Origin of the sequence: Burkholderia metallica (assembly GCF_902832845.1) — a bacterium.
Taxonomy (GTDB): Bacteria; Pseudomonadota; Gammaproteobacteria; order Burkholderiales; family Burkholderiaceae; genus Burkholderia; species Burkholderia metallica.
Map to the genome: position 1 here is coordinate 1 of NZ_CADFDB010000016.1, position 21,007 is coordinate 21,007.

Here is a 21,007-nt window from a genome sequence, read left to right on the forward strand (position 1 = left end):
AGACCAGGACGTTGATAGGTCAGGTGTGTAAGCGCAGTAATGCGTTCAGCTAACTGATACTAATTGCCCGTAAGGCTTGATCCTATAACAAGTCTGTCTCGCGCTGAGAACAGCGCGTCGGACTGGTTGGATTCTCGTGTGTGATACACACAACTCAAAATTACTGCTTCTTCCCAGATTGGTTCTGTTGGCCACGCCAGCAGAACAACCCTCTTTGCCTGATGACCATAGCGAGTCGGTCCCACCCCTTCCCATCCCGAACAGGACCGTGAAACGACTCTACGCCGATGATAGTGCGGATTCCCGTGTGAAAGTAGGTAATCGTCAGGCTCCCTAAGCCAAGAACCCCCGCCCGAAAGGCGGGGGTTTTTGCATTTCAGCGGCGGAAATGCATGCGCACGTGTTGGTCGATGCAATCTGCTATGCCGCGTCCTGAATGTGGAATCAGTTTGTGGTGGTGACGGTCCAGCTTTTCGATCGTTCGCCGTTGCGCCGAGCGCCCTCTCGGATAGTCGGCCACGCTGACACCTGACGTCATCGACCAGGAGCAGACAATGACAATCTTCTTGGCCGCCCAGTTCGCGACGAAGGCCTTGGCCCGGTCGGTGGCACCCGACCAGTGTTGTTGTGATTGTCAATGACGTTGTAAAGACAGACGATGGGCGGAGTTCGCCGAAAATGCCGGTGAATGATTCATGCCGACACAGGGTTTCCTTCACCGCGCCCCTCTTTCGACGCATTGCGTCGACCCTGCTGACAAACGTCAGTCGGCTCGCGCAGACGAAATTCGTCATAGAAATCTATGCGCATAAAGTCCATTCGCGCGACAAGCCCGCAGAGCAGGGTGCAAGTCCTTCGGGGTAATATCGCGATTCGTCCCGATTCCCGGCGCTTCCAGAGACCCCCGGGCGGTCGGTATCCTCCGTATTCCGTCTCCCGCACCGTTCATGACTGACAGCCCCGTTCAAGGTGGTCGGACGACCGACTTCTTGCCGTATCTCGTCGCCGCGACGTTCTTCATGGAGTACCTCGATACGACCGTGATAGCGACTGCGCTGCCGCAAATGGCGCGCTCGTTCGGCGTCGGGCCGAACGCGCTGAGCCTCGGGATGACGGCCTACATGCTGGCGCTCGCCGTATTCATCCCGATCAGCGGCTGGATTGCCGACCGTTATGGCTCGCGGACGGTGTTCGCCAGCGCGATCGTCGTCTTCACCGGCGCGTCGATACTGTGCGGGTTATCCGAGGGTGTCGTGTCGTTTACGGCTGCGCGTCTGCTGCAAGGCGTCGGCGGGGCGATGATGGTCCCGGTCGGGCGCATGATCGTCGTTCGCAGCACCGAGAAGGCGAAGCTGATGCGGGCGATTGCGACGATCACGTGGCCGGGCATCGTCGCGCCCGTCGTCGGGCCGCCGATCGGCGGCTTCATCACCACCTATGCGTCATGGCGATGGATCTTCCTGCTGAACGTCCCGTTCGGCCTTGCCGCACTGGTCTGCACCTGGCTGATCGTCCGGAACACGCGGGCCGACGAGCAACGGCCGCTCGATTGGGTCGGTTTCGTGCTCGCAGGGGGCGCGCTGACCTGTCTGCTGATCGGCACCGAAGCGGCCGGCCAGCAGGACGTTCACTTCACGCGCGCGGCTCTTCTGGTGGGCGCGAGTGTGCTGTTCGGTATCGTCGCGTGGTGGCATGCGCGACGTTGCGCGCATCCGCTGCTCGATTTCACGACGTTGAAGGTGCCGACGTTCTCCGTGACGGTGGTCACCGGTTCGATCACGCGGATGGCCATCAATGCCGTGCCGTACCTGCTGCCGCTGCTGTTCCAGATCGGCTTCGGGTTGTCGCCGTTCCAGTCCGGCCTGCTGCTGCTGGCGAGCGCGCTCGGCAATCTCGGGATGAAGGCGGGAACGTCGTGGATTCTCGATCGCTTCGGCTTTCGGCGCGTTGCGCTCGTCGACGTGACGATGGTCGGCCTTTTCACGATCGCGTGTGGCTGGCTGACTGCGTCGACGCCGTTGGCGATCACGCTGTTCGTCGTATTCGTCTATGGGCTGACCCGATCGATGCAGTTCACGACACTCGCGACGCTGGCCTATGCGGATATCCCGGCTCAGCAGACGAGCGCAGCCAGCACGCTCTGGAGCGCGGCGCAGCAGATGACGATCGGGATGGGCATCGCGTTCGGGGCGTTGTCGCTGCGACTCGCGGCGTTGGTGCGTGGCGATGCGGCCGGCATGCACTACGTGCTTGACGATTTCCGCTGGGCGTTCGTCGCGGCGGGCGTGCTCGCGTTGCTGACGTTGCCGGGCTACGCACGTCTTGCCTCCGATGCGGGCGACCGGCTGCGGGCAAATGTCGCGCGCGGATAGGCCGGGGTTCACGTCGATTTTGTGCTGCGACAGGTGAATGTTTCGGCTCGACGTCACTTGCCTGAAACGTGGATCCGTCGTGCGGCGATGCTCCGAAGGGAAGCGGAAACGGCTATCTGTCACAGCGGGGGAGTGAACTGATCGCGTAATGATGTCTATCCGCGAAGCGTCCTGATCGATCACGCGATTGGCACGTCGGATGTGCAGTTCTTCTCGCTCGAATCCGCCGGTGTGACGGATGGCATCACAGCGTCGTGCTCGTCCCGATCACCGTCACTGTGCGTCATGGAAAATGATGCCGACCGTATGGCGGTGGCCGCTCCGGATCCGGCTGACACCGTGGCGCAGTGTGACGCGATAGACGCCCCGCGTTCCCTGCACGGGCCTGCCATGGACGGCGAAGATGACGGCGTCGCCTTGTGTCAGCGGCACGACTTCCGCACGCGACTGCATGCGCGGCCGTTGTTCGGTCAGGACGAATTCGCCGCCGGTAAAATCGCGGCCCGGCTCCGACAGCAGGATCGCGACCTGGAGCGGGAACACATGCTCCCCGTACAGGTCTTGGTGGAGGCAGTTGTAGTCGTCGGGACCGTATTGCAGGATCAGTGGTGTCGGTCGCGTCTGTCCTGCCGCGTGGCAGCGGTCGACGAACGTCGCGTGGTCCGCCGGATAGCGGACGTCCATCCCGAGTGCCTGGTTCCAGCGATTCGCGATCGGCGCGAGGTGCGGGTAGAGCGTCGCACGCAGCTCGGCGATGACAGCCGGCAGCGGGTACGCGAAATACTTGTATTCGCCTCGGCCAAACCCGTGTCGCGCCATCACGACGCGCGAACGATAGAGCGCATCGCGCGGATAGAGCGACGCGAGCGCCGCGCACTCGCTTGCCGACATCAGGCCCGGCACGCGCGCGCATCCGTAGCGATCGAGATCGGTAGCGACGGTCGTCCAGTCGATCGTGTCGACGCGTTGCGCAATATCGAGCGATTCGACGGCAGGTTGCAGGTCGGCTATGTTCACGGGCGTACCTCGTTCGTCAGCGATGGGGCGCCGTGCAGTCGTGCAACCGTGCGAAATGCTTCGGCCACGTCGTCTGCGCGGTTGAGCCTACGGTAAGTGTCGATGAGCCCAGTCTACGGATGTCCACGCACCGGCGCGCTCCAGATCTTGCGCTTCAATTCGGGAAAAGAAGACGGTGAGTGCTCGTGATGGCACGGGCGCACCGGATGCTTCGACGCGTCGAGGTGGAGAAGCAGAGAAGCATGGGCCGCGTAGTCCCGAGATGCCGCTCAAGTTTGAACGGCGGAAAGGCGGAAAGGCGAGAAAGGCGAGGTCGAATCTTCTGCGTCAGGCAGCAAGCAGCCGGCTCTCGCCGGCCACCCGCCGCGTCACCGGTCACGCCAGCGACCGGAACAACCAATAAAGCGCGCCGGCGAGTACGATCGACGCCGGCAGCGTCAGCACCCATGCCAGCACGAGGCTGCGCACCGTCCCCCATTGCAGGCCCGATCCGTTCGCCGCCATCGTGCCCGCGACGCCCGACGACAGCACGTGCGTTGTCGACACGGGCAATCCGTACACGTCGGCCGCGCCGATCGTGAGCATCGCGACGAGTTCGGCCGACGCCCCCTGTCCGTACGTCAGATGCTGCTTGCCGATTTTCTCGCCGACGGTCACGACGATCCGCTTCCAGCCGACCATCGTGCCGAGGCCCAGCGCGATCGCGACCGCCACCTTCACCCACGTCGGAATGAACTTTGTCGCATGGTCGAGCTGCTTGCGATAGTTGTCGATCGCGAGCTTGTCGTCGGCTGCGAACGCGGGCTGTCCGGATTTCTCGATCAGGCGGATGGCTTCGGAGACCAGATACATCGTGTTGCGCACGTTGTCGACGTCGCGTTGCGGCACGGCCGCCATCGAGCCCGACGCGCCGACCGCGGTCGCGAGCGACGTGGACAACTGCGCGACGGCAGGAATCACGGCCGGCGTCAGTTCGCGATGCTGTACGTAGCGCTCGACGTCGATGCGCGGGTTCGCGGACGGTGCGACGCCGTTCGTGTACTTCCCGAACGTCGCGGCGGCCTGGTTCGCGACCGCCACGAAGGTCTGCGTTTCGGCCGGCGTGACGGCCTTGTTCAGCGCATACGCGGTCGGCACCGTGCCGATCAGGATCAGCATGATGAGGCCCATCCCTTTCTGGCCGTCGTTCGAGCCGTGTGCGAACGACACGCCCGTGCAGGTCAGGATCAGCAGGCAGCGAATCCAGAACGGCGGCGGCTGGTCCTTCGGCGGCTCCTTGTACAGCTCCGGAATCCGCACGAGGTTTTTCAGCACGAGCAGCAGCAGTGCCGCGCACAGGAAGCCGACGATCGGCGAGAACAGCAGCGACTTGCCGACGCCGAGCGCCTGGCCCCAGTCGACGCCGCTCGTGCCGGACGGCCCGTGCATCAGCTGGTTCATCAGCCCGACGCCGATGATCGATCCGATCAGCGTATGCGAGCTCGACGACGGCAACCCGAAATACCAGGTCGCGAGGTTCCAGACGATCGCGGCGATCAGCAGTGCGAACACCATCGCGAAGCCCGAGCCGCTGCCGACCTGCAGGATCAGCTCGACCGGCAGCAGTTGCAGGATGCCGAATGCGACTGCGCCGCTCGAGACCATCACGCCGAGGAAGTTCCACATGCCCGACCAGATCACCGCGACGTTCGGCGTCAGCGAGTGCGTGTAGATTACGGTGGCGACGGCGTTCGCGGTGTCGTGGAAGCCGTTGACGAATTCGAAGCCGAGCGCGATCAGCAATGCCGCGCCGAGCAACAGGTACGGGAACAGCTTGGCGTCGCGGACCGGCGACAGGTCGTCGATCAGGTGCGTGGCGATATAGACGGCGCCGAGCACGAGCACCAGCAGGAACACGGCATAGCCGATCTGCCGGGTGCGTTCGACGGAGCCCGATTGGTTCGGTGCGGACGAAGCAGGTTGATTCATGACGGCGTCTCGTAAGGGAATCGCGTCCGATCCTAGCTGCGGCTCGCAGTCAGTTTGATGACAGTCGGGACCACGAACGGTATGCCTTACAGATGTGTAAGGTACTCGGCGATGCGCTCACACAGTGAGCGCAAAGGCGGCTTACGCGTCGCTGTCGCGCCGGTCGTCGTCCGGTGTGGCCCACGTCCAGCCATCCGGTGACGCAGTGAACGTCGTGCACGACATCGGCGCAACGTCGACGCGCATGGCCGCGCGCGGCTCCATGCGCCGCACATGCGCGATGGCCGCACGGACGATCGGCGCATGCGTGATCGCGACGACGTCGCGACCGCGCGGCAGTGCGTCCAACCATGCGCCGATCCGCTGCACGGCGGCGTCGAACGATTCGCCGCGATGCGGCGACGCGGACGGATCGCCGATCCATGCGGCCAGTGGGTCCGGCAAATCGCGTGCGAGATCGTGCAGCCGCTTGCCGCGCCAGTGTCCGTAGTCGAGGTCGCGCAGCGCGTCGTCGACGCCGGCGTGCAGCCCGAGCGCATCGACGGTCTGCATCGCACAGCGGGCCGGACTGCACAGCACCAGCGAGCGGGAGGCGCCCGTCCACCGGTCGCGCGATGCAGCGGCTTCGGCGAGCCCGTGCGCATCGAGCGGATCGTCGTCGGGAAACGTGCCGGTGCGCATCGCGCGGGTCGATGCGTGTGCGATCAGGCGCAGCGTGGCGTGCATGTTCGTGTCGGTGTTCGGATGATCCGGGACGGACGCACCAGTCCCCCTGCCGCCGCTTCAATACGCGAACGTTCGCGCGTACAATTCGCCCGATACGAAACGCGGAAGCCGGTGCAAATCCGGCGCGGTCGCGCCACTGTAACCGGTGATCGATGATCCCGGAAGCCAGACCTGCCTTCGTACCCATCCAACATTTGTCGGGGCGCGATACCCCTGAGGTGCATCCATGAGCGAAGCAGTGCTGAAGCCGGCGGTCGTGCCGGCCCCCATCCCCGTCCGCGAACTGTTGCCGTGGGCTGTTTTCGTCGGCCTGATCCTGTTGCTCGCGCTTTATTTCGTCGGCGCGGAACAAGGCGCGACGTCGCTCGTGCCGGGCATGTACGTTCACGAATTCGTTCACGACGGCCGCCATCTGCTCGGCTTTCCCTGCCACTGACACGGAGCATACGATGGTCGGAAAGCTGCTCATGCGCGGGATGCTCGCAGGCATCGCCGCCGGTCTTCTCACGTTCGGTTTCGCCAGAATCGTCGGCGAGCCGCAAGTCGATCAGGCCATCTCCTTCGAGGAAAAGCTCGATGCCGCCAAGGGCGACGCACCGGAGCCCGAACTGGTCAGCCGCCACACGCAGGCCGGTCTCGGTCTGCTGACGGGCGTCGTGACCTACGGCGCGGCGTTCGGCGGGCTGTTCTCGCTGGTCTTCGCGTTTGCGTACGGGCGCGGCAGCCGCCTGCCGGCACGTCCGCTCGCCGCGTGGCTCGCGGTGGCCGCGTTCGTCGCGCTCGTGATCGTCCCGAACATCAAATACCCGGCCAATCCGCCGTCGGTCGGCGACCCCGACACGATCGGCTATCGCACCGGCCTGTTCTTCCTGATGATCGCGATTTCGATCGCGACGATGGTGTTCTCGGTGAGCGTCCGCCGCCATCTGCTGGCGAAGCTCGGGCAATGGAACGCGTCGATCGTCGCGGGGCTCGTGTTCATCGTGATCATCGCAGCCGTGCAGTTCGGGCTGCCGTCGATCAACGAAGTGCCGGCCGCGTTCCCGGCCGACGTGCTGTGGAAGTTCCGCGTGGCGGCCATCGGCATGCAGGTGATCATGTGGACGACGATCGGCCTGCTGTTCGGTGCATGGGTCGCGCGCGGCGAACGCATCGGCGCGCGCGCCGCCTGACGCGCATGGGCTCGGAGCGCGGCTAGCGCAGCATGCGCGGCGTGCTCGCCGTCGACTCGCGCGCCAGGGCGACGAACGCGGCGAGATAGTCGATCGACGCATCCGCTTCGCGGATGCCGAGGAAGATCTGCTTCGCGATTCCCTTTTTGCCGAGCTTGACCGGCACGACCGGCATCCGGTCCGCGTATTCGTCGGCCAGCCATCTCGGCAGTGCGGCCACGCCGCGCCCGCTCGCCACCATCTGCAACATGATGTCGGTCGTCTCGATCGACTTGTGCCGCCGCGGCACGATGCCGGCCGGCGTCAGGAACTGGTTGTAGATGTCGAGCCGGTCGGTTTCGACCGGGTAGGTGATCAGGATCTCGTCGGTCAGTTGCTCGGGCGTCACGTAGTCGGCATTCGCGAACCGGTGCGAATCGGCGACCACCAGTACCTGCTCGTAGTCGAACACAGGGTCGAAGCGCAGGCCCGGCTTGTTCAGCGGATCGGGCGTCACGAGCACGTCGATGTCGAAACCGATCAGCGCCCCGATGCCGCCGAACTGGAAGCGCTGTTTCACGTCGACGTCGACATCGGGCCAGCGCGACAGGTACGGCGACACGACCTTCAGCAGCCACTGGTAGCACGGGTGGCACTCCATCCCGATGCGCAGCGTGCCGCGCTGCCCCTTTGCGTACTGCTTCATCCGCTCTTCCGCGAGCTCGAACTGCGGCAGCAGCCGGTTCGCCAGTTTCAGCAGATACTGCCCGCCCTGCGTGAGCCGCAGGCCGCGACCTTCCCGGTCCCAGATCGGCGTACCGAGCTGCTGCTCGATTTTCCGGACGGTATGGCTGAGTGCCGACTGCGTGAGATGCAGCGTATTGGCGGCCGCGGTCATCGAGCCCTGGCGCTCGACCTCACGAATGACGACGAGATGGAATCGTTCCAGCATGGATAGGGGGCCGCGATAGACGCATGAGCCACATTAATGGATGAACGAAATAATGCCATTTTATTTCATGATTTGACATCCTTATGGTGGCTGCCGGACCTTCCAGTTTCTTCTGGACGACAGCGCACGGTCACGACCGTTCATGCGCGACGACCCGCCGCGCCCGGTGTCGTGCTACCCGCTTGCGCTCGCGATCCGCGACGAAGTGCTCGATCTGGAGAAGGCCGGCGTACGCGTGATCCAGATCGACGAGGCTGCATCGCGCGAAGGGTTGCCGCGGCGCGCAATGGAGCGAGTACCTGAAGCGGGCGAGTCCGACATCCACTCGCCGAACATCCCGGCGCAGGATCACATCGTCGGTCTGATGAAGGTCACGCGTGCTCGTGCGCGGCCGTGTCGGCGAGTGTCTCGGGGGACGGTGTCTCGGCAATCACGCGCCGTTCGCGGTCGAGGTCGAGCGAACGCGACAGGAGCGCGTACACGGCGCCCGCGACGATCAAGCCGACGAGCCACGCGATGTCGACGCCGCCGAGCATGCGTGCGAACGGACCGACGAACACCTCGCGATTCGCGTCGGCATCGAAGATGTAGAAGAACGGCACCATCGCCGCGAAGCCGGCCAGGTACGCGACGATGCCGCGCGGTTGCCATGCGCCGTAGAGCCCGTTCGGCGTGAAGAAATGCGCGATCGCATAGTGGCCGCGCCGCACGAAGAAATAATCGACGAGATTCACCGCGGTCCACGGCACGAGGAAGTAGAGCATCAGCGTCAGGAACGTCTGCAGCAGCGCGATGCCGTTGCCGCGGATCGCGAACACGCACGCGAGCACGAACGTGCTGATCGCGACGATCGACGCGACGCGCGCGCGCCGCGTCGGCCGGATCGGCACGATCGAATCGGCGGCGGTCAGCACGGTCAGCATCGCGCTGTATGCGTTGAGCGCGATGATCGGCAGGAAGCCGACCAGCGACACGATCGCGATCAGCTTGCCGAGGCCCGGCACGAGCGATGCGCCGACATGGTCCATCGCGATCAGTGCGTCGGCCGCGTGCAGCTTCTGCGCGAGCCACGCGCCGAGGCCGATCATCCACGTGCCCGACAGCGACGCGCCGGCGAAGATCACCGCGATCAGCTTCGCGCGGCTCGTATGCTTCGGCAGATAGCGCGAATAGTCCGACACGTACGGCGCATACGAGATGTTGTAGCTGGCGGCGATCGCGAACTGCGTCGCGAACGCGATCCAGTTGAAGCCCGGCGCGGCGGCCGGCGCAACGGCGGTGTGTGCGGGCGCCGCGTGGCCGAACGCGAGCGCGAGCGTGACGAGCGCATAGAGCGGCAGCGTCGCGATCAGCGCCCACGTGAAGGTCCGGTGCATCAGGTCGTGGCCGTAGATCGCGAGCAGCGCGCCGATCGCGACCGCCGCGACGGCGACGAAGCCGCCGTCGATCCCGAACACGTTGTGCACGCCGTCCACCATCAGCGATACGTTGACGACATTGAATCCGACGAATACGAACAGCGTCGCGAGCAGCGCGACGATCACGCCGCGATAGCCGAACTGCGCACGGGACTGGATCATCTGCGGCAGGCCCATCTCCGGCCCCTGCGAGCCGTGAAACGCCATGAAGATCGTGCCGAACATGATCCCGAGCGCGCCCGCGAGCGTCGTCCAGCCCGCCGACAGCCCCATGCCGGGGCCGACGAAGCCGATCGAGATCGTGAAGAAGTGGAAATTGCCGAGAAACCAGAACGGCCCCTGGCTCCCCAGTTTCGCGTGGCGTTCGTGTTCCGGGATGTAGTCGATCGAGTGGTGTTCGATCGCGAGGCCGGCCGGTTCGGCGCGGTCGAGGTCGAGGGTGTCGGGGCGGTTCATGACGGCTTGTCTCCATGGTCGCGCGCGGCGCGTCGATGCGACCGCGTGCGCCTGCCCTGCCGCGACACCGTCGCGGCGGGCGATGAATATCGGGGGATGCCGGGGCGGTGCGGTACGCCGCCGGACCATTCAACGAAAACGGGCAGGCGAATCGCCTGCCCGTCGCGGGAACTTACACGGCGCGTACGCCGCGCGGCAGCGGTTCGTTCACGTTGCCCGGCGCACCGGCATCGTCGATGCCGACGCGGCGCGCAATCAGCCACACGCACAGCGACGACAGGAGCGCGGCGCTCGTGTACTGGATCGCGAGCGGCCACCATTGCGGCGCGGTGTTCTGCGCGATGACGGTCGCGACGAGCGGCGTGAGGCCGCCGGCGAGCGCGCCGCACACCTGGTACGCGATCGAGATCGCCGTGTAGCGGATCCGCGCAACGAAAATGCCACTGACGAAGCCGGCGACCACCGAGTAGTAGCCGGATTCCGCGAGCGTCGCGAGGCCGACGCCGACGGTGATCGACACCGGCGTGCCCATGTGCACGAGCGGCAGCATCGCGAACGGGACGATCGCGGCCCACGCGCCGGTGATCAGCAGCACGCGCGTGGTGCCGAAGCGCTGCGCGAGGAACGCGGCCGCGAGCTGCACGACGAACTGCAGCACGGCGACGATCGTCATGCAATGCAGCACCATCGACCGGTCGAGCGACAGGAACTGCGTCGCGTAGCTGATCATGAAGATGTTGCTGAAATACACGCCGGCGATGCCGTACACGTTCGCGCCGATCGCGAGCAGCAGCAGCGGCCAATATTTGAGCGCTTCGCGCAGCGGTTTTTGCGCGATGTTGCCGCTCTTCCTGACTTCCTCGAACTCGGGCGACTCCGACACGCTCGCGCGGATCACGAAGCCGACGATCAGTAGCACGGAGCTTGCGAGGAACGGCACGCGCCAGCCCCAGCTCATCATGTCTTCCTTCGACAGCGTGCTGATCGCGCCGAACGCGAGCATCGACAGGATCAGGCCGCTCGCGCTGCCGAGTTGCGCGAACGAGGCGAAGAACGTGCGCTTGCCTTCGGGCGCATGTTCACCGGCGAGCAGCACCGCGCCGCCCCATTCGCCGCCCACGGCGATGCCTTGCAGCACGCGCATCAGCACGAGCAGGACCGGCGCGATCACGCCGGCCTGCGCATGCGTCGGCAGCAGGCCGATCGCGACCGTCGACACCGCCATCAGCATCAGCGTCGCGAGCAGCGAGCGCTTGCGGCCGAAACGGTCGCCGAGATAGCCGAACATCACGCCGCCGAGCGGCCGCGCGAAGAAGCCGACCGCGAACGAACCGAACGACGCGAGCAGGCTGATGAAGCGGTTTTCGCCGGGAAAGAACAGCGGCCCGAACACGATGGCGGCGGCGGTCGCGTAGCTATAGAAGTCGTACCACTCGATCGTGGTGCCGACGAACGATGCAAGCGCCGCCCGCTTGGGTTGCTTGACGGAAGTCCCCATTTTTATGTGTGCTCCTCTGTAATCTTCTGATTTGGAATAGGTGACGGCGCGGGGATCAGTCGCGGTATGCGACGCCCGGGAGCACGCACAGCAGCTCGTACGCGAGGTTCGCACCGAGCAGCGCCGTGGTGCCGAACGGGTCGTACGGCGGCGCGACTTCGACGAGGTCGCAGCCGACGATGTTCAGCCCCTTCGCGCCGCGGATGATCTCGAGCGCCTGCGGCACCGTGAGGCCCGCGATTTCGGGCGTGCCGGTGCCAGGCGCGTAGGCCGGATCGATGCCGTCGATGTCGAAGCTGATGTAGACGGGCGTGTCGCCGACGCGCGCGCGCACTTCTTCCATCAGCGGCGCGAGCGACTTGTTCCAGCATTCCTCGGCCTGGACGACGCGGAAGCCCTGCTCGCGGCACCAGTCGAAATCCTCGGCCGCGTAGCCGGTGCCGCGCAGGCCGATCTGCGTGACCTTGTCGCCGTGCAGCAGGCCTTCCTCGACCGCGCGACGGAACGGCGTGCCGTGCGCGATCTTTTCGCCCATCATCGTATCGTTCACGTCGGCGTGTGCATCGACGTGGATCAATGCAACCTTGCCGTGCTTGCGGTGGATCGCGCGCAGGATCGGCAGCGCGATCGTATGGTCGCCGCCGAGCGTGATCGGCTTGCAGTCGTGTTCGAGAATCGCGTCGTACGCGGCTTCGATGCGCACGATGGAATCGTGCAGGTTGTACGGATTGATCGCGACGTCGCCGATGTCGGCGATCTGCAGCGAATCGAACGGCGCGGCGCGCGTCGCCATGTTGTACGGGCGCAGCAGCACGGATTCGGTGCGGATCTGGCGCGGGCCGAAGCGCGCGCCGGTGCGGTTGGAGGTGCCGAGGTCGAACGGCACGCCGACGAAGCACGCGTCGAGCCCTTCGGCGCTGGCCACGTGCGGCAGGCGCATCATCGTCGCGATGCCGCCGCAGCGCGGCATTTCATTGCCGCCGAGCGGCCGGAAATGGGTGTGGTCGTTCATGGGCTGTCTCTTCCGATGTGGGGTTGCCGTATCATGCGACGCGGCCTGGCGCACAGTTTTACGCGCTCCGCCGGGAAAGAAGAATGCGAAGATATCGACGTAAACATCGATTTTCATCGATGTATGGAAGGGGATGAGCGTGCTGGGGAATCTGTCGACCCTCGATCTGCGGTTGATCCGCGTATTTCTCGCGGTCACGGACGCAGGCGGCGTATCGGCCGCGCAGGCCGTGCTGAACGTCGGGCAGTCGACGATCAGCGCGCAGCTGTCGTCGCTCGAGACGCGGCTCGGCTACCGGCTCTGCGAGCGCGGCCGCAGCGGCTTCCGGCTCACGCCGAAGGGCGAGCGGTTCCACGCGATGAGCCGCAAGCTGCTCGCGGCGCTCGACGAATTCGGGATGGCCGCGCGGCACATGGACCGTCAGCTCGTCGGTACGCTCAACATCGGCCTGATCGGCCATACGCCGATTAGCCAGAATGCGCGGATCGCCGAGGCGATCGCCGCGTTCCGCACCCGCGACGAGGCCGTGCGTTTCTCGATCTCCGTGCGCGCGCCGGGCGATCTAGAGGAAAAGCTGTTGAGCGACGAGATCCAGATCGCGGTCGGCTACTTCTGGCACCGCGTGCCGTCGCTGCACTACACGCCGCTGTTCGTCGAGCGCCAGGTGGCGTACTGCGGGCGCGGCCATCCGCTGTTCGACGGCGCGGGTGCGCAGACGCCCGCCGACGTCGCGGGCTTCGAATGGGCGTGGCGCTCGTATCCGCTGCCCGAAGCGCAGATGTCGACGACGCCCGACTGCGTGACCGCGACCGCCGACAACATGGAGGCCGTCGCGCTGCTGATCCTGTCCGGCCACCACCTCGGCTATCTGCCGCAGCATTTCGCGGCGCCGTACGTCGCGCAGGGGCTGCTCGCGCCGCTCAATCCGGAGCAGCTGCGCTACGACGTGACGTTCCACATGGTCGTCGCGCGCAACGGGCGCGGGAATCCGCTCGTCGAAGCCTTTCTCGAGGATCTCGAGCGCGCGCACCAGCCGCCCGACGTCGCGTAGGCGATCCGCATCGCCACGGTGAACGAGCGCGACGACGGCGCGGCCGGAGGCGGGCTGACGCGGCCCACATCGATCGGCGCCGAAGTAACGAACCGGGCACCGGGTTCGGCGGGCATCACGGCACCGGCAACCCCGCGTCGTGCTTGACCTCGCGCAGCGACAGCGCCGATTCGATCGACGTCACGCCCGGCAGCATGCGCAGCGATTCGCGCAGGAACGTGCCGTAGTCGTCGAGGTCGCGCGCCACCACCTGCAGCAGATAGTCGGCGGTGCCCGCGACGTTGTGGCACGCGAGAATCCGCTCGATGCCGAGCACTTCCCGTTCGAACCGGTCGGCGGTCTTGCGGTCGTGCGTCGCGAACCGCACGAGCACGAACGCCACGACGCCGAAGCCGAGCGCCTGGCGCGACAGCTGCGCGCGATAGCGCTCGATGTAGCCGTCGTTTTCGAGGCGCTTCAGGCGGCGCGCGCAAGGGGTCTCCGACAAGCCCACGGTGTCGGCGAGGCGGGCGATCGGCAGGCGGCCGTCGCGCTGCACCGCGGCGAGGATGGCGCGGTCGGTTTTGTCGAGGTCGGTCATGTTGGCGGATTCCTGATGCGGATGGGTAGATTGTGGCGGATTCCCCTACGGATCGCCAATCCCGAGCCAAAGATGGCCAATAATCCCTCGCTCTCCGGCGGCAACATATCGCCGTAAGAGGACGGGGGCAGACCATGATTTCCACGCATTTGCTGTTGATTTATCTCGCCGCGCTGGCGGCCATTTATGCGGTGCCGGGGCCGGACATGGCGCTCGTGCTGCAGACCAGCATCGGCCGCGGCGTGCGGCCCGGGATCGCGGCGGCGGCCGGCCTGTCGCTCGCCCGCACCGCGCACGTGACGCTGTCCGCGTGCGGCGTCGCGGCGCTGATCCGTAGCGCGCCGTGGCTGTACGAAGTGATCCGCTATGGCGGCGCGCTCTATCTCGCGTACGTCGCGATTCAGGTGTTCCGTTCGCCGGTGTTCGCGCTCGGCGACGGCGATGCCACGGCCGCCGCGGGCGAGCTGCGCCAGTCGTTCGTGAAGGGCCTGCTCACCAACCTGCTGAACCCGAAGGCGCTGCTGTTCTGCTCGGTGCTGCTGCCGCAGTTCGTGCGCCCCGAGGCCGGGCCGGTCGTGCTGCAGATGTTCGAGCTGGGCGCGCTGCTGGTGGCGGCCGGCGTATGCTTCGACCTCGCGTGCGTGTTCGGCGCGTCGCGGATCGCCGTGTGGATGCGCGCGCATCCGCTTGCGCAGACGGTGCAGCGTTGGACGTTTTCCGCGGCGCTGATCGGTTTCGCGCTGCGCTTGTCGATGGACTGAGCGACGCCGCGCGGCAGCCATCCCATGGAGCGGGGCGACCGCGCGCGATGCCGGTCGCCCGCGCGCACGCGTTGCGGCAGAAGGGCGTGCGCGCAAATCATCTGACTGTTCTACACTTCCTCTAACGTCGCGCAGCGGCGAACCGACTGACCGAACGGAACCGTCTTCCACCGGCCCTGTCCGATTTCCTGGCTGTTCCGTGCAACGCGGTACCAAGGAGGGTCTGAACATGGCAAGGCATCTTCAAGCCGACCGTGAGCCCCGGATCGTCGCCGAATCGAAGTGTCTCGGCCAGTGCGATCCGGCAGAACGTATCCACGTCACGATCATGTTGCGGCGGCAGGAAGAAGGGCAACTCGACGCATTGGTCCACCAGCTCGCCACCGGCGACGCTCACGCAAAACCGCTGTCGCGCGACGCGTTCGCGCAGCGTTTCTCCGCCAACCCCGACGACATCCGCAAGACCGAGGCCTTCGCGAAGCGTCATCAGCTGACGGTCGATCGCGTCGATCCGGTCGAAAGCGTCGTCGTGCTGTCCGGCACGATCCAGCAGTTCGAAGCGGCGTTCAGCGTGAAGCTCGAGCGCTTCGAGCATCGTTCGATCGGCCAGTATCGCGGCCGCTCGGGCCCGATCGCGCTGCCCGACGAGCTGGGCGACGCCGTCACCGCGGTGCTCGGCCTCGACAGCCGCCCGCAGGCGCGGCCGCACTTCCGGCTGCGGCCGCCGTTCCGGCCCGCGCGCGGCGCCGCGGCCGTCACGTTCACGCCGATCCAGCTCGCGTCGCTGTACGACTTTCCGGCCGGCGACGGCGCCGGGCAGTGCATCGCGATCATCGAGCTCGGCGGCGGCTATCGCGCGGCAGACATCCAGCAATACTTCCGCGGGCTCGGGATCAAGACGCCGCCGACGCTCGTCGACGTGAACGTCGGCACCGGCCGCAACGCGCCGACCGGCGACGCGAACGGCCCGGACGGCGAAGTCGCGCTCGACATCGAGATCGCCGGCGCGATCGCGCCGGCCGCGAAGATCGCGGTCTACTTCGCGCCGAACAGCGACGCGGGCTTCATCCAGGCGGTCAACGCGGCCGTTACCGACAAGACCAACAAGCCTTCCGTGATCTCGATCAGCTGGGGCGGCCCGGAAGCGATCTGGCAGGCGCAGTCGGCGCAGGCGTTCAACCGCGTGCTGCAGGCGGCGGCCGCGCAGGGCATCACCGTGTGCGCGGCGTCGGGCGACAGCGGGTCGGGCGACGGGCTGCAGGACGGCACCGATCACGTCGATTTCCCCGCATCGAGCCCGTACGTGCTCGGCTGCGGCGGCACGCAGCTCGACGCGCTGCCGGGCCAGGGCATCCGCAGCGAGGTCGCGTGGAACGACGAAGCCGCGGGCGGTGGCGCGGGCGGGGGCGGCGTCAGCACGATGTTCGACCTGCCGGTGTGGCAGCAGGGGCTGAGCGTCGCGCGCACCGACGGCGGCAGCACGCCGCTCGCGAAGCGCGGCGTGCCGGACGTTGCCGGCGATGCGTCGCCGCAGACGGGTTACGAAGTGTCGGTGGCCGGCACGCCCACGGTGATGGGCGGCACGAGCGCGGTCGCACCGCTGTGGGCCGCGCTGATCGCGCGGATCAATGCGGCAGCCGGCGCGCCCGCCGGCTGGATCAATCCGGTGCTGTACAAGCATCCGGGCGCGCTGCGCGACATCACGAAAGGGTCGAACGGCACCTATGCGGCCGCGTCGGGCTGGGACGCGTGCACGGGCCTCGGCAGCCCGAACGGCGCACAACTCGCCGCGATCCTCGCGCGCAAGCCGTCGAGCTGACGCGCGGGGACACAGCTTTGCGTTCGACGCGGGTGTCCTGCCCGCGTCTTTTTTCACCTCCAGGAGCAGCACGATGGGCATCGATTCCGCATCTTCCGGCGGCGTGTATCCGCTGCATCACGGCGACCACAATTCGCATGGCGTGCCGCCGACCGTCAATCCGGTCGCGCTCAGCCACGGCCGCGACCAGCCTTTCTTCGATCCGGTCGCGTACGGCAACGGCCCCGACGACTCGGTGACCGACACGACCGAGGCGGCCGCGATCACGCATCACACGATCCTGATCGACGGAAAGCGCATCGCGTACACGGCGACGGCGGGCCATCTCGTGACGGTCGACCCGAGCAGTTCGCAGCCGGCCGCGAAGCTCTTCTACGTCGCGTTCACGGCCGACGGCGCGAAGGAAGAAACGCGGCCCGTCACGTTCTTCTACAACGGCGGGCCGGGCTCGTCGTCGGTGTTCGTGCTGCTGGGCTCGTTCGCGCCGAAGCGCATCAAGACGTCGATGCCGGGCTTCACGCCGCCCGCGCCGTACCAGATCGAAGACAACCCGGACAGCATGATCGACCACAGCGACCTGGTGTTCATCAACCCGGTCGGCACCGGCTATTCGGCGGCCGTCGCGCCGAACAAGAACCGCAACTTCTGGGGCGTCGACCAGGATGCGGATTCGCTGAAGCAGTTCATCAAGCGCTACCTGACGAAGAACAACCGGTGGAACTCGCCGAAGTACCTGTTCGGCGAATCGTACGGCACCGCGCGCAGTTGCGTGCTCGCGTACAAGCTGCACGAGGACGGCGTCGACCTGAACGGCGTCACGCTGCAATCGTCGATCCTCGACTACCGGCAGGCCGGCAACCCGGTCGGCGCGCTGCCGACCGCCGCGGCCGATGCGTGGTATCACAAGAAGCTCGGCATCACGCCGGCGCCGACCGATCTCGGCGCATTCGTCGAGGAGGTCGCGCAGTTCTCGCGCACCGACTACCTGAACGCGCTGCGCACGGTCCCGCATGCGGACCCGGCCGTCGTGAAGAAGCTGTCGCAGTACACGGGCATCGATACGGCGACGCTGCAATCGTGGAGTCTCGACATCGCCGGCTACGACACGCGCGGCAATTCGCTGTTCCTGACGACGCTGCTGCATGCGCAGGGGCTCGCGCTCGGCTCGTACGACGGCCGCGTGACCGGAGTCTCGTCGGGCATCGCCGGCAAGATCGACCCGAACTCGGGCGGCAACGATCCGACGATGACGGCCGTGACGGGTGTCTATACGGCGATGTGGAACAGCTACCTGAACGAGCAGCTGAAGTTCACGTCGAATTCCGCGTTCACCGACCTGAACGACCAGGCGTTCCAGAACTGGGATTTCAGTCACATCGACCCGACCGGCGCGCAGCAGGGCATCGATGCGCAGGGGAACGTGATCCTTTATACGGCAGGCGATCTCGCCGCGGTGATGGCGCTGAACGTCGACCTGAAGGTGCTGTCGGCGAACGGTCTCTACGATTTCGTCACGCCGTTCTACCAGACCGTGATCGACCTGCAGCAGATGCCGCTCGAGGATCAGAAGGTGCGGCAGAACCTGTCCGCGCGTTTCTATCCGTCGGGGCACATGGTGTATCTCGACGGCGGCTCGCGTACCGCGCTCAAACGCGATCTCGCGGCGATGTACGACACGACGGTCAGCGACACCGGGGCGCGGCTGCGGATTCGCGCGCTGCAGGCGAAGAAGACGGGCGGGCACGCATAACGGTGCCCGCCGGGTGTCCGCCGCGCGCAGCCGTGACGGTGCGCGCGGCGTTTTTTTGACGCGCGGGCGGCCGGCTTACGCGGCCGGCCAGTCGAACGGCGTGTACGGCAGCGCGCGCTTGTGGCGCGAAGCGTCGTAGAAGCGCAGCACCGTTTCGTACACGTGGTCGCTGACCGGCTTGCCTTCGAGGAAATCGTCGATCTCGTCGTAGCTCACGCCGTACGCGTGTTCGTCGGGGCGCAGCGGGCGCAGTTCCTCGAGGTCGGCCGTCGGCACCTTCATCACGATCAGCTCCTCGCCGCCGAGCGCGCGGGCCACCGCGCGCACGCGACGCTTGTTCAGCCCCGCGAGCGGCAGGATGTCCGCGCCACCGTCACCGAACTTCGTGAAGAAACCCATCAGCGACTCGGCCGCGTGATCGGTGCCGATCACAATGCCGCGCCGCGCGCCGGCTACCGCGTACTGCGCGATCATGCGTTCGCGCGCCTTGATGTTGCCGTGCACGAAATCCTGCTGGGCCGGCGTCTCGAACGCATGGCCGGACGCGGCGAGCGCGCCGAGCATCGCGTCGGCGGCCGGTTTCACGTTGACGGTCAGTTCCTCGTCCGCGCGGACGAACGCGAGCGCGCGTTGGGCGTCGGCTTCGTCGTTCTGCACGCCGTTCGGCAGGCGCATCGCGATGAAGCGCGCATCGTAGCCGCCGGCGCGCAGGCGCTCGACCGACAATTGGGCGAGCCGGCCGGCCGTCGACGAATCGACGCCGCCGCTGATGCCGAGCACGTAGGTCCGCAGGCCGGTCGAACGAAGGTATTGCGCGAGGAACTCGACGCGGCGGGCGATTTCGGCCTCGGCGTCGAAGTGCGGGGCGACGTTCAGTTCGGCAATGATCGCGCGTTGGCGGCTGGCGTAATCGGCGGATGTCATGAAGGAGGTTCCGGAACGAAATGCAAGGCGCCCATCATAAGCGCAATCGCCGCGCGGCGCCGCGCCGGGCGTGCGATCCGGCGGTTTCGCGTTGCTTCGGCGAGACGCGCTGCCTCGCGTTGGTGCACGGTGCGCCGGGCGGGTGCGGGAGGCCGCGCGCAGTGCGGTTGCGCACGGTTGCGACGCGGATGCGGGCTCGCCGGCCGACGTCAGCGCCGCGCGAGCACGACGCCCACCAGCGCGAGCGCGAAGCCGGCGAGCTGGATCGCCGCAAGCGTTTCGCCGAACAGCCAGTAGCCCTGCAGCGCGGCCAGCGGCGGCGCGAGGAACAGCAGCGACGTCGCGCGCGCGGCGTTGCCGCGCCGCAGCATCCACATCAGCATCGTGACTGCGCCGCCTGACAGGAACACGACACCCCACACGAGCGACACCCACAGCGCCGGCGCGCCGATCCAGCGCGTCTCGTGCAGCAGCACGACGAAGAGGGCCGCGACGATCGCCGCACCGAAGTTCTGGACCGCGACCGCCGTGCGCAGGTCGCTCTGCGCGAGCTTGCCTTTCTGGTACAGCGAGCCGGCGGTGATCGACCCGACCGCGAGCACCGAGACGGCGACGACGAGCCACGCGGGCGCCGCGCCCGGCGGCGGCGCGCCGCCGCCCGTGACCTTCGGCGCCAGCACGAGCGCGACGCCGGCGAGCCCGAGCGCCATCCCGAGCCAGCCGCGCGCGGGCAGTCGCTCGTTGAACAGCGGGACGGCGAGCACGGCGGTGGCGAGCGGCTGCAGCGCGCCGAGCAGCGCCATGACGCCCGCGTTCAGCCCTTGTGCGACGGCCCAGTAGCTTGCGCCGAGATAGACGCCCTGCAGCAGCGCGCCCGCGATCAGGTGGCGCGGCCATTCGCGCCGGGCCGGCCACGGCGCGCGCGTGACGAGCGCCACCGCGCCGAACAGCGCGGCCGTGCCCGCGAAACGCGCGAGCAGGAACAGGTTGGGATCGGCGTAGGGCTTGATGGCCCGCGCGACGATGAAGCCGGTGGACCAGAGTGCGACGAAAGCGGCGGCGACGATCGAGGTCAGCATGCGTGGCGGGCCGCGACGCGGCCGGACAGAATCGTGAAGTCGGCCAGTATCGGCGCAGGCGCTGCCGGCGTCTTGTCGAATCCTGCACTCGTGCCGTGGGCCGCGCATGCGGCCGTCGGTGCGGGCGACGCGAGCGCCGCCGCGCATGGGCGGCCGGCGGGCGTGACGCCGCGACGATCAGTCGATCGAGAACGTGTCGAGCGGCTGGTTCGCGCGCGCGTCGGTCGCAAAGCGCGCGGCGAGCTGTTCGTAGAGCCGGCGCGCTTCGTCGAGCGTCAGGTCGATCCAGTACGGATCGCCGGCCGCGTCGTTGAGGCGTTCGGGCGGAAACTGGATTTCGATCACACTGCCTTTGCGATACATGGCGCGAGCCCCTTTGCTTGGTCGTCGTTCGGCGAAGCGCAAAGTGTAGCAACCGGCGCCGTGCCGATTCGCGCGCGTCGGGCAATTCAGAATTTCGCTTTCGGGAAACG

18 protein-coding genes, 2 rRNA genes, 1 pseudogene and 1 riboswitch are annotated in these 21,007 nt (G+C 66.8%); of the genes and pseudogenes, 10 read left to right on the forward strand and 11 right to left on the reverse strand.

What is annotated here, in order from left to right:
* From HWX08_RS31215 to HWX08_RS31225, 3 genes are all read left to right on the forward strand, one after another.
* Window positions 1-84: ribosomal RNA gene (locus HWX08_RS31215) — 23S ribosomal RNA — on the forward strand; the annotation flags it as partial.
* Between the two features lie 133 nt (window positions 85-217).
* Window positions 218-330, forward strand: a 5S ribosomal RNA gene (gene rrf, locus HWX08_RS31220).
* Window positions 331-947: 617 nt separating this feature from the next.
* Entirely contained in the window at window positions 948-2,372 is a 1,425-nt protein-coding gene (locus HWX08_RS31225; RefSeq protein WP_174922744.1) for a DHA2 family efflux MFS transporter permease subunit, read from the forward strand.
* Window positions 2,373-2,645: 273 nt separating this feature from the next.
* Here HWX08_RS31225 and HWX08_RS31230 read toward each other — a convergent pair whose 3' ends face one another.
* From HWX08_RS31230 to HWX08_RS31240, 3 genes are all read right to left on the reverse strand, one after another.
* Window positions 2,646-3,389, reverse strand: a complete 744-nt coding sequence (locus tag HWX08_RS31230; protein WP_069260769.1) for a 2OG-Fe(II) oxygenase — start codon at window positions 3,387-3,389, stop codon at window positions 2,646-2,648.
* 375 nt (window positions 3,390-3,764) lie between these two features.
* The gene (locus tag HWX08_RS31235) at window positions 3,765-5,357 is read right to left on the reverse strand and encodes an inorganic phosphate transporter (RefSeq protein ID WP_174922745.1); all 1,593 of its coding nucleotides are present in this window, start codon (window positions 5,355-5,357) and stop codon (window positions 3,765-3,767) included.
* Window positions 5,358-5,498: 141 nt separating this feature from the next.
* Window positions 5,499-6,083 (reverse strand): histidine phosphatase family protein, encoded by a 585-nt coding sequence (locus HWX08_RS31240; RefSeq protein ID WP_174922746.1) that lies wholly within the window; start codon window positions 6,081-6,083, stop codon window positions 5,499-5,501.
* 55 nt (window positions 6,084-6,138) lie between these two features.
* Window positions 6,139-6,276, forward strand: a riboswitch (cobalamin riboswitch).
* Between the two features lie 33 nt (window positions 6,277-6,309).
* On the opposite strand from HWX08_RS31240, the gene HWX08_RS31245 reads away from it, so the two are divergent.
* Both HWX08_RS31245 and HWX08_RS31250 read left to right on the forward strand, forming a co-directional pair.
* Entirely contained in the window at window positions 6,310-6,519 is a 210-nt protein-coding gene (locus tag HWX08_RS31245) for a CbtB domain-containing protein (protein WP_006488502.1), read from the forward strand.
* A 13-nt stretch (window positions 6,520-6,532) separates the two neighbouring features.
* Entirely contained in the window at window positions 6,533-7,255 is a 723-nt protein-coding gene (locus HWX08_RS31250; RefSeq protein ID WP_174922747.1) for a CbtA family protein, read from the forward strand.
* A 22-nt stretch (window positions 7,256-7,277) separates the two neighbouring features.
* Here the strand turns inward: HWX08_RS31250 and HWX08_RS31255 are convergent, their stop codons facing one another.
* The gene (locus HWX08_RS31255; RefSeq protein ID WP_174922748.1) at window positions 7,278-8,186 is read right to left on the reverse strand and encodes a LysR family transcriptional regulator; all 909 of its coding nucleotides are present in this window, start codon (window positions 8,184-8,186) and stop codon (window positions 7,278-7,280) included.
* Between the two features lie 139 nt (window positions 8,187-8,325).
* On the opposite strand from HWX08_RS31255, the pseudogene HWX08_RS31260 reads away from it, so the two are divergent.
* Window positions 8,326-8,497: pseudogene (locus HWX08_RS31260) on the forward strand (hypothetical protein); the annotation flags it as partial.
* Window positions 8,498-8,557: 60 nt separating this feature from the next.
* On the opposite strand, the gene HWX08_RS31265 reads toward HWX08_RS31260, so the two are convergent.
* The 3 genes from HWX08_RS31265 to speB form a co-directional block, all read right to left on the reverse strand.
* Window positions 8,558-10,060 carry a purine-cytosine permease family protein gene (locus HWX08_RS31265; protein ID WP_174922749.1) on the reverse strand — a complete coding sequence of 501 codons (1,503 nt, stop codon included), beginning with the start codon at window positions 10,058-10,060 and terminating at the stop codon, window positions 8,558-8,560.
* A gap of 172 nt (window positions 10,061-10,232) precedes the next feature.
* The gene (locus tag HWX08_RS31270) at window positions 10,233-11,558 is read right to left on the reverse strand and encodes an MFS transporter (RefSeq protein WP_069260762.1); all 1,326 of its coding nucleotides are present in this window, start codon (window positions 11,556-11,558) and stop codon (window positions 10,233-10,235) included.
* Window positions 11,559-11,613: 55 nt separating this feature from the next.
* Entirely contained in the window at window positions 11,614-12,570 is a 957-nt protein-coding gene (gene speB / locus HWX08_RS31275; RefSeq protein ID WP_174922750.1) for an agmatinase, read from the reverse strand.
* 139 nt (window positions 12,571-12,709) lie between these two features.
* Here speB and HWX08_RS31280 point away from each other — a divergent pair, with 139 nt between their 5' ends.
* Window positions 12,710-13,621: a LysR family transcriptional regulator gene (locus tag HWX08_RS31280; protein ID WP_174922751.1), complete on the forward strand. Its 912-nt coding sequence runs from the start codon at window positions 12,710-12,712 to the stop codon at window positions 13,619-13,621.
* Window positions 13,622-13,736: 115 nt separating this feature from the next.
* Here the strand turns inward: HWX08_RS31280 and HWX08_RS31285 are convergent, their stop codons facing one another.
* Window positions 13,737-14,201, reverse strand: coding sequence for an Lrp/AsnC family transcriptional regulator (locus tag HWX08_RS31285; protein WP_069260761.1), 465 nt, complete (start codon window positions 14,199-14,201; stop codon window positions 13,737-13,739).
* 134 nt (window positions 14,202-14,335) lie between these two features.
* On the opposite strand from HWX08_RS31285, the gene HWX08_RS31290 reads away from it, so the two are divergent.
* From HWX08_RS31290 to HWX08_RS31300, 3 genes are all read left to right on the forward strand, one after another.
* Window positions 14,336-14,962 (forward strand): LysE family translocator, encoded by a 627-nt coding sequence (locus HWX08_RS31290; protein ID WP_174922752.1) that lies wholly within the window; start codon window positions 14,336-14,338, stop codon window positions 14,960-14,962.
* Between the two features lie 229 nt (window positions 14,963-15,191).
* Window positions 15,192-16,781: a S53 family peptidase gene (locus HWX08_RS31295; protein WP_174922753.1), complete on the forward strand. Its 1,590-nt coding sequence runs from the start codon at window positions 15,192-15,194 to the stop codon at window positions 16,779-16,781.
* 73 nt (window positions 16,782-16,854) lie between these two features.
* Entirely contained in the window at window positions 16,855-18,531 is a 1,677-nt protein-coding gene (locus HWX08_RS31300) for a S10 family peptidase (protein ID WP_069260758.1), read from the forward strand.
* A gap of 75 nt (window positions 18,532-18,606) precedes the next feature.
* Here the strand turns inward: HWX08_RS31300 and nadE are convergent, their stop codons facing one another.
* The 3 genes from nadE to HWX08_RS31315 form a co-directional block, all read right to left on the reverse strand.
* Window positions 18,607-19,455 carry an ammonia-dependent NAD(+) synthetase gene (nadE, locus tag HWX08_RS31305; RefSeq protein ID WP_107311648.1) on the reverse strand — a complete coding sequence of 283 codons (849 nt, stop codon included), beginning with the start codon at window positions 19,453-19,455 and terminating at the stop codon, window positions 18,607-18,609.
* Between the two features lie 209 nt (window positions 19,456-19,664).
* Window positions 19,665-20,534, reverse strand: a complete 870-nt coding sequence (locus HWX08_RS31310; protein WP_069260756.1) for a DMT family transporter — start codon at window positions 20,532-20,534, stop codon at window positions 19,665-19,667.
* A gap of 177 nt (window positions 20,535-20,711) precedes the next feature.
* Window positions 20,712-20,897 carry a hypothetical protein gene (locus HWX08_RS31315; protein WP_006480515.1) on the reverse strand — a complete coding sequence of 62 codons (186 nt, stop codon included), beginning with the start codon at window positions 20,895-20,897 and terminating at the stop codon, window positions 20,712-20,714.
* Window positions 20,898-21,007 lie beyond the last annotated feature (110 nt).

Coding starts and splice junctions, on each gene's coding strand:
- HWX08_RS31245 (WP_006488502.1), top strand. CDS start 6,310: ATGAGCGAAGCAGTGCTGAAGCCGGCGGTCGTGCCGGCCCCCATCCCC.
- HWX08_RS31285 (WP_069260761.1), bottom strand. CDS start 14,201: ATGACCGACCTCGACAAAACCGACCGCGCCATCCTCGCCGCGGTGCAG.
- HWX08_RS31295 (WP_174922753.1), top strand. CDS start 15,192: ATGGCAAGGCATCTTCAAGCCGACCGTGAGCCCCGGATCGTCGCCGAA.
- HWX08_RS31250 (WP_174922747.1), top strand. CDS start 6,533: ATGGTCGGAAAGCTGCTCATGCGCGGGATGCTCGCAGGCATCGCCGCC.
- HWX08_RS31315 (WP_006480515.1), bottom strand. CDS start 20,897: ATGTATCGCAAAGGCAGTGTGATCGAAATCCAGTTTCCGCCCGAACGC.
- HWX08_RS31235 (WP_174922745.1), bottom strand. CDS start 5,357: ATGAATCAACCTGCTTCGTCCGCACCGAACCAATCGGGCTCCGTCGAA.
- HWX08_RS31310 (WP_069260756.1), bottom strand. CDS start 20,534: ATGCTGACCTCGATCGTCGCCGCCGCTTTCGTCGCACTCTGGTCCACC.
- HWX08_RS31225 (WP_174922744.1), top strand. CDS start 948: ATGACTGACAGCCCCGTTCAAGGTGGTCGGACGACCGACTTCTTGCCG.
- HWX08_RS31240 (WP_174922746.1), bottom strand. CDS start 6,083: ATGCACGCCACGCTGCGCCTGATCGCACACGCATCGACCCGCGCGATG.
- HWX08_RS31270 (WP_069260762.1), bottom strand. CDS start 11,558: ATGGGGACTTCCGTCAAGCAACCCAAGCGGGCGGCGCTTGCATCGTTC.
- HWX08_RS31290 (WP_174922752.1), top strand. CDS start 14,336: ATGATTTCCACGCATTTGCTGTTGATTTATCTCGCCGCGCTGGCGGCC.
- nadE (WP_107311648.1), bottom strand. CDS start 19,455: ATGACATCCGCCGATTACGCCAGCCGCCAACGCGCGATCATTGCCGAA.
- speB (WP_174922750.1), bottom strand. CDS start 12,570: ATGAACGACCACACCCATTTCCGGCCGCTCGGCGGCAATGAAATGCCG.
- HWX08_RS31300 (WP_069260758.1), top strand. CDS start 16,855: ATGGGCATCGATTCCGCATCTTCCGGCGGCGTGTATCCGCTGCATCAC.
- HWX08_RS31265 (WP_174922749.1), bottom strand. CDS start 10,060: ATGAACCGCCCCGACACCCTCGACCTCGACCGCGCCGAACCGGCCGGC.
- HWX08_RS31255 (WP_174922748.1), bottom strand. CDS start 8,186: ATGCTGGAACGATTCCATCTCGTCGTCATTCGTGAGGTCGAGCGCCAG.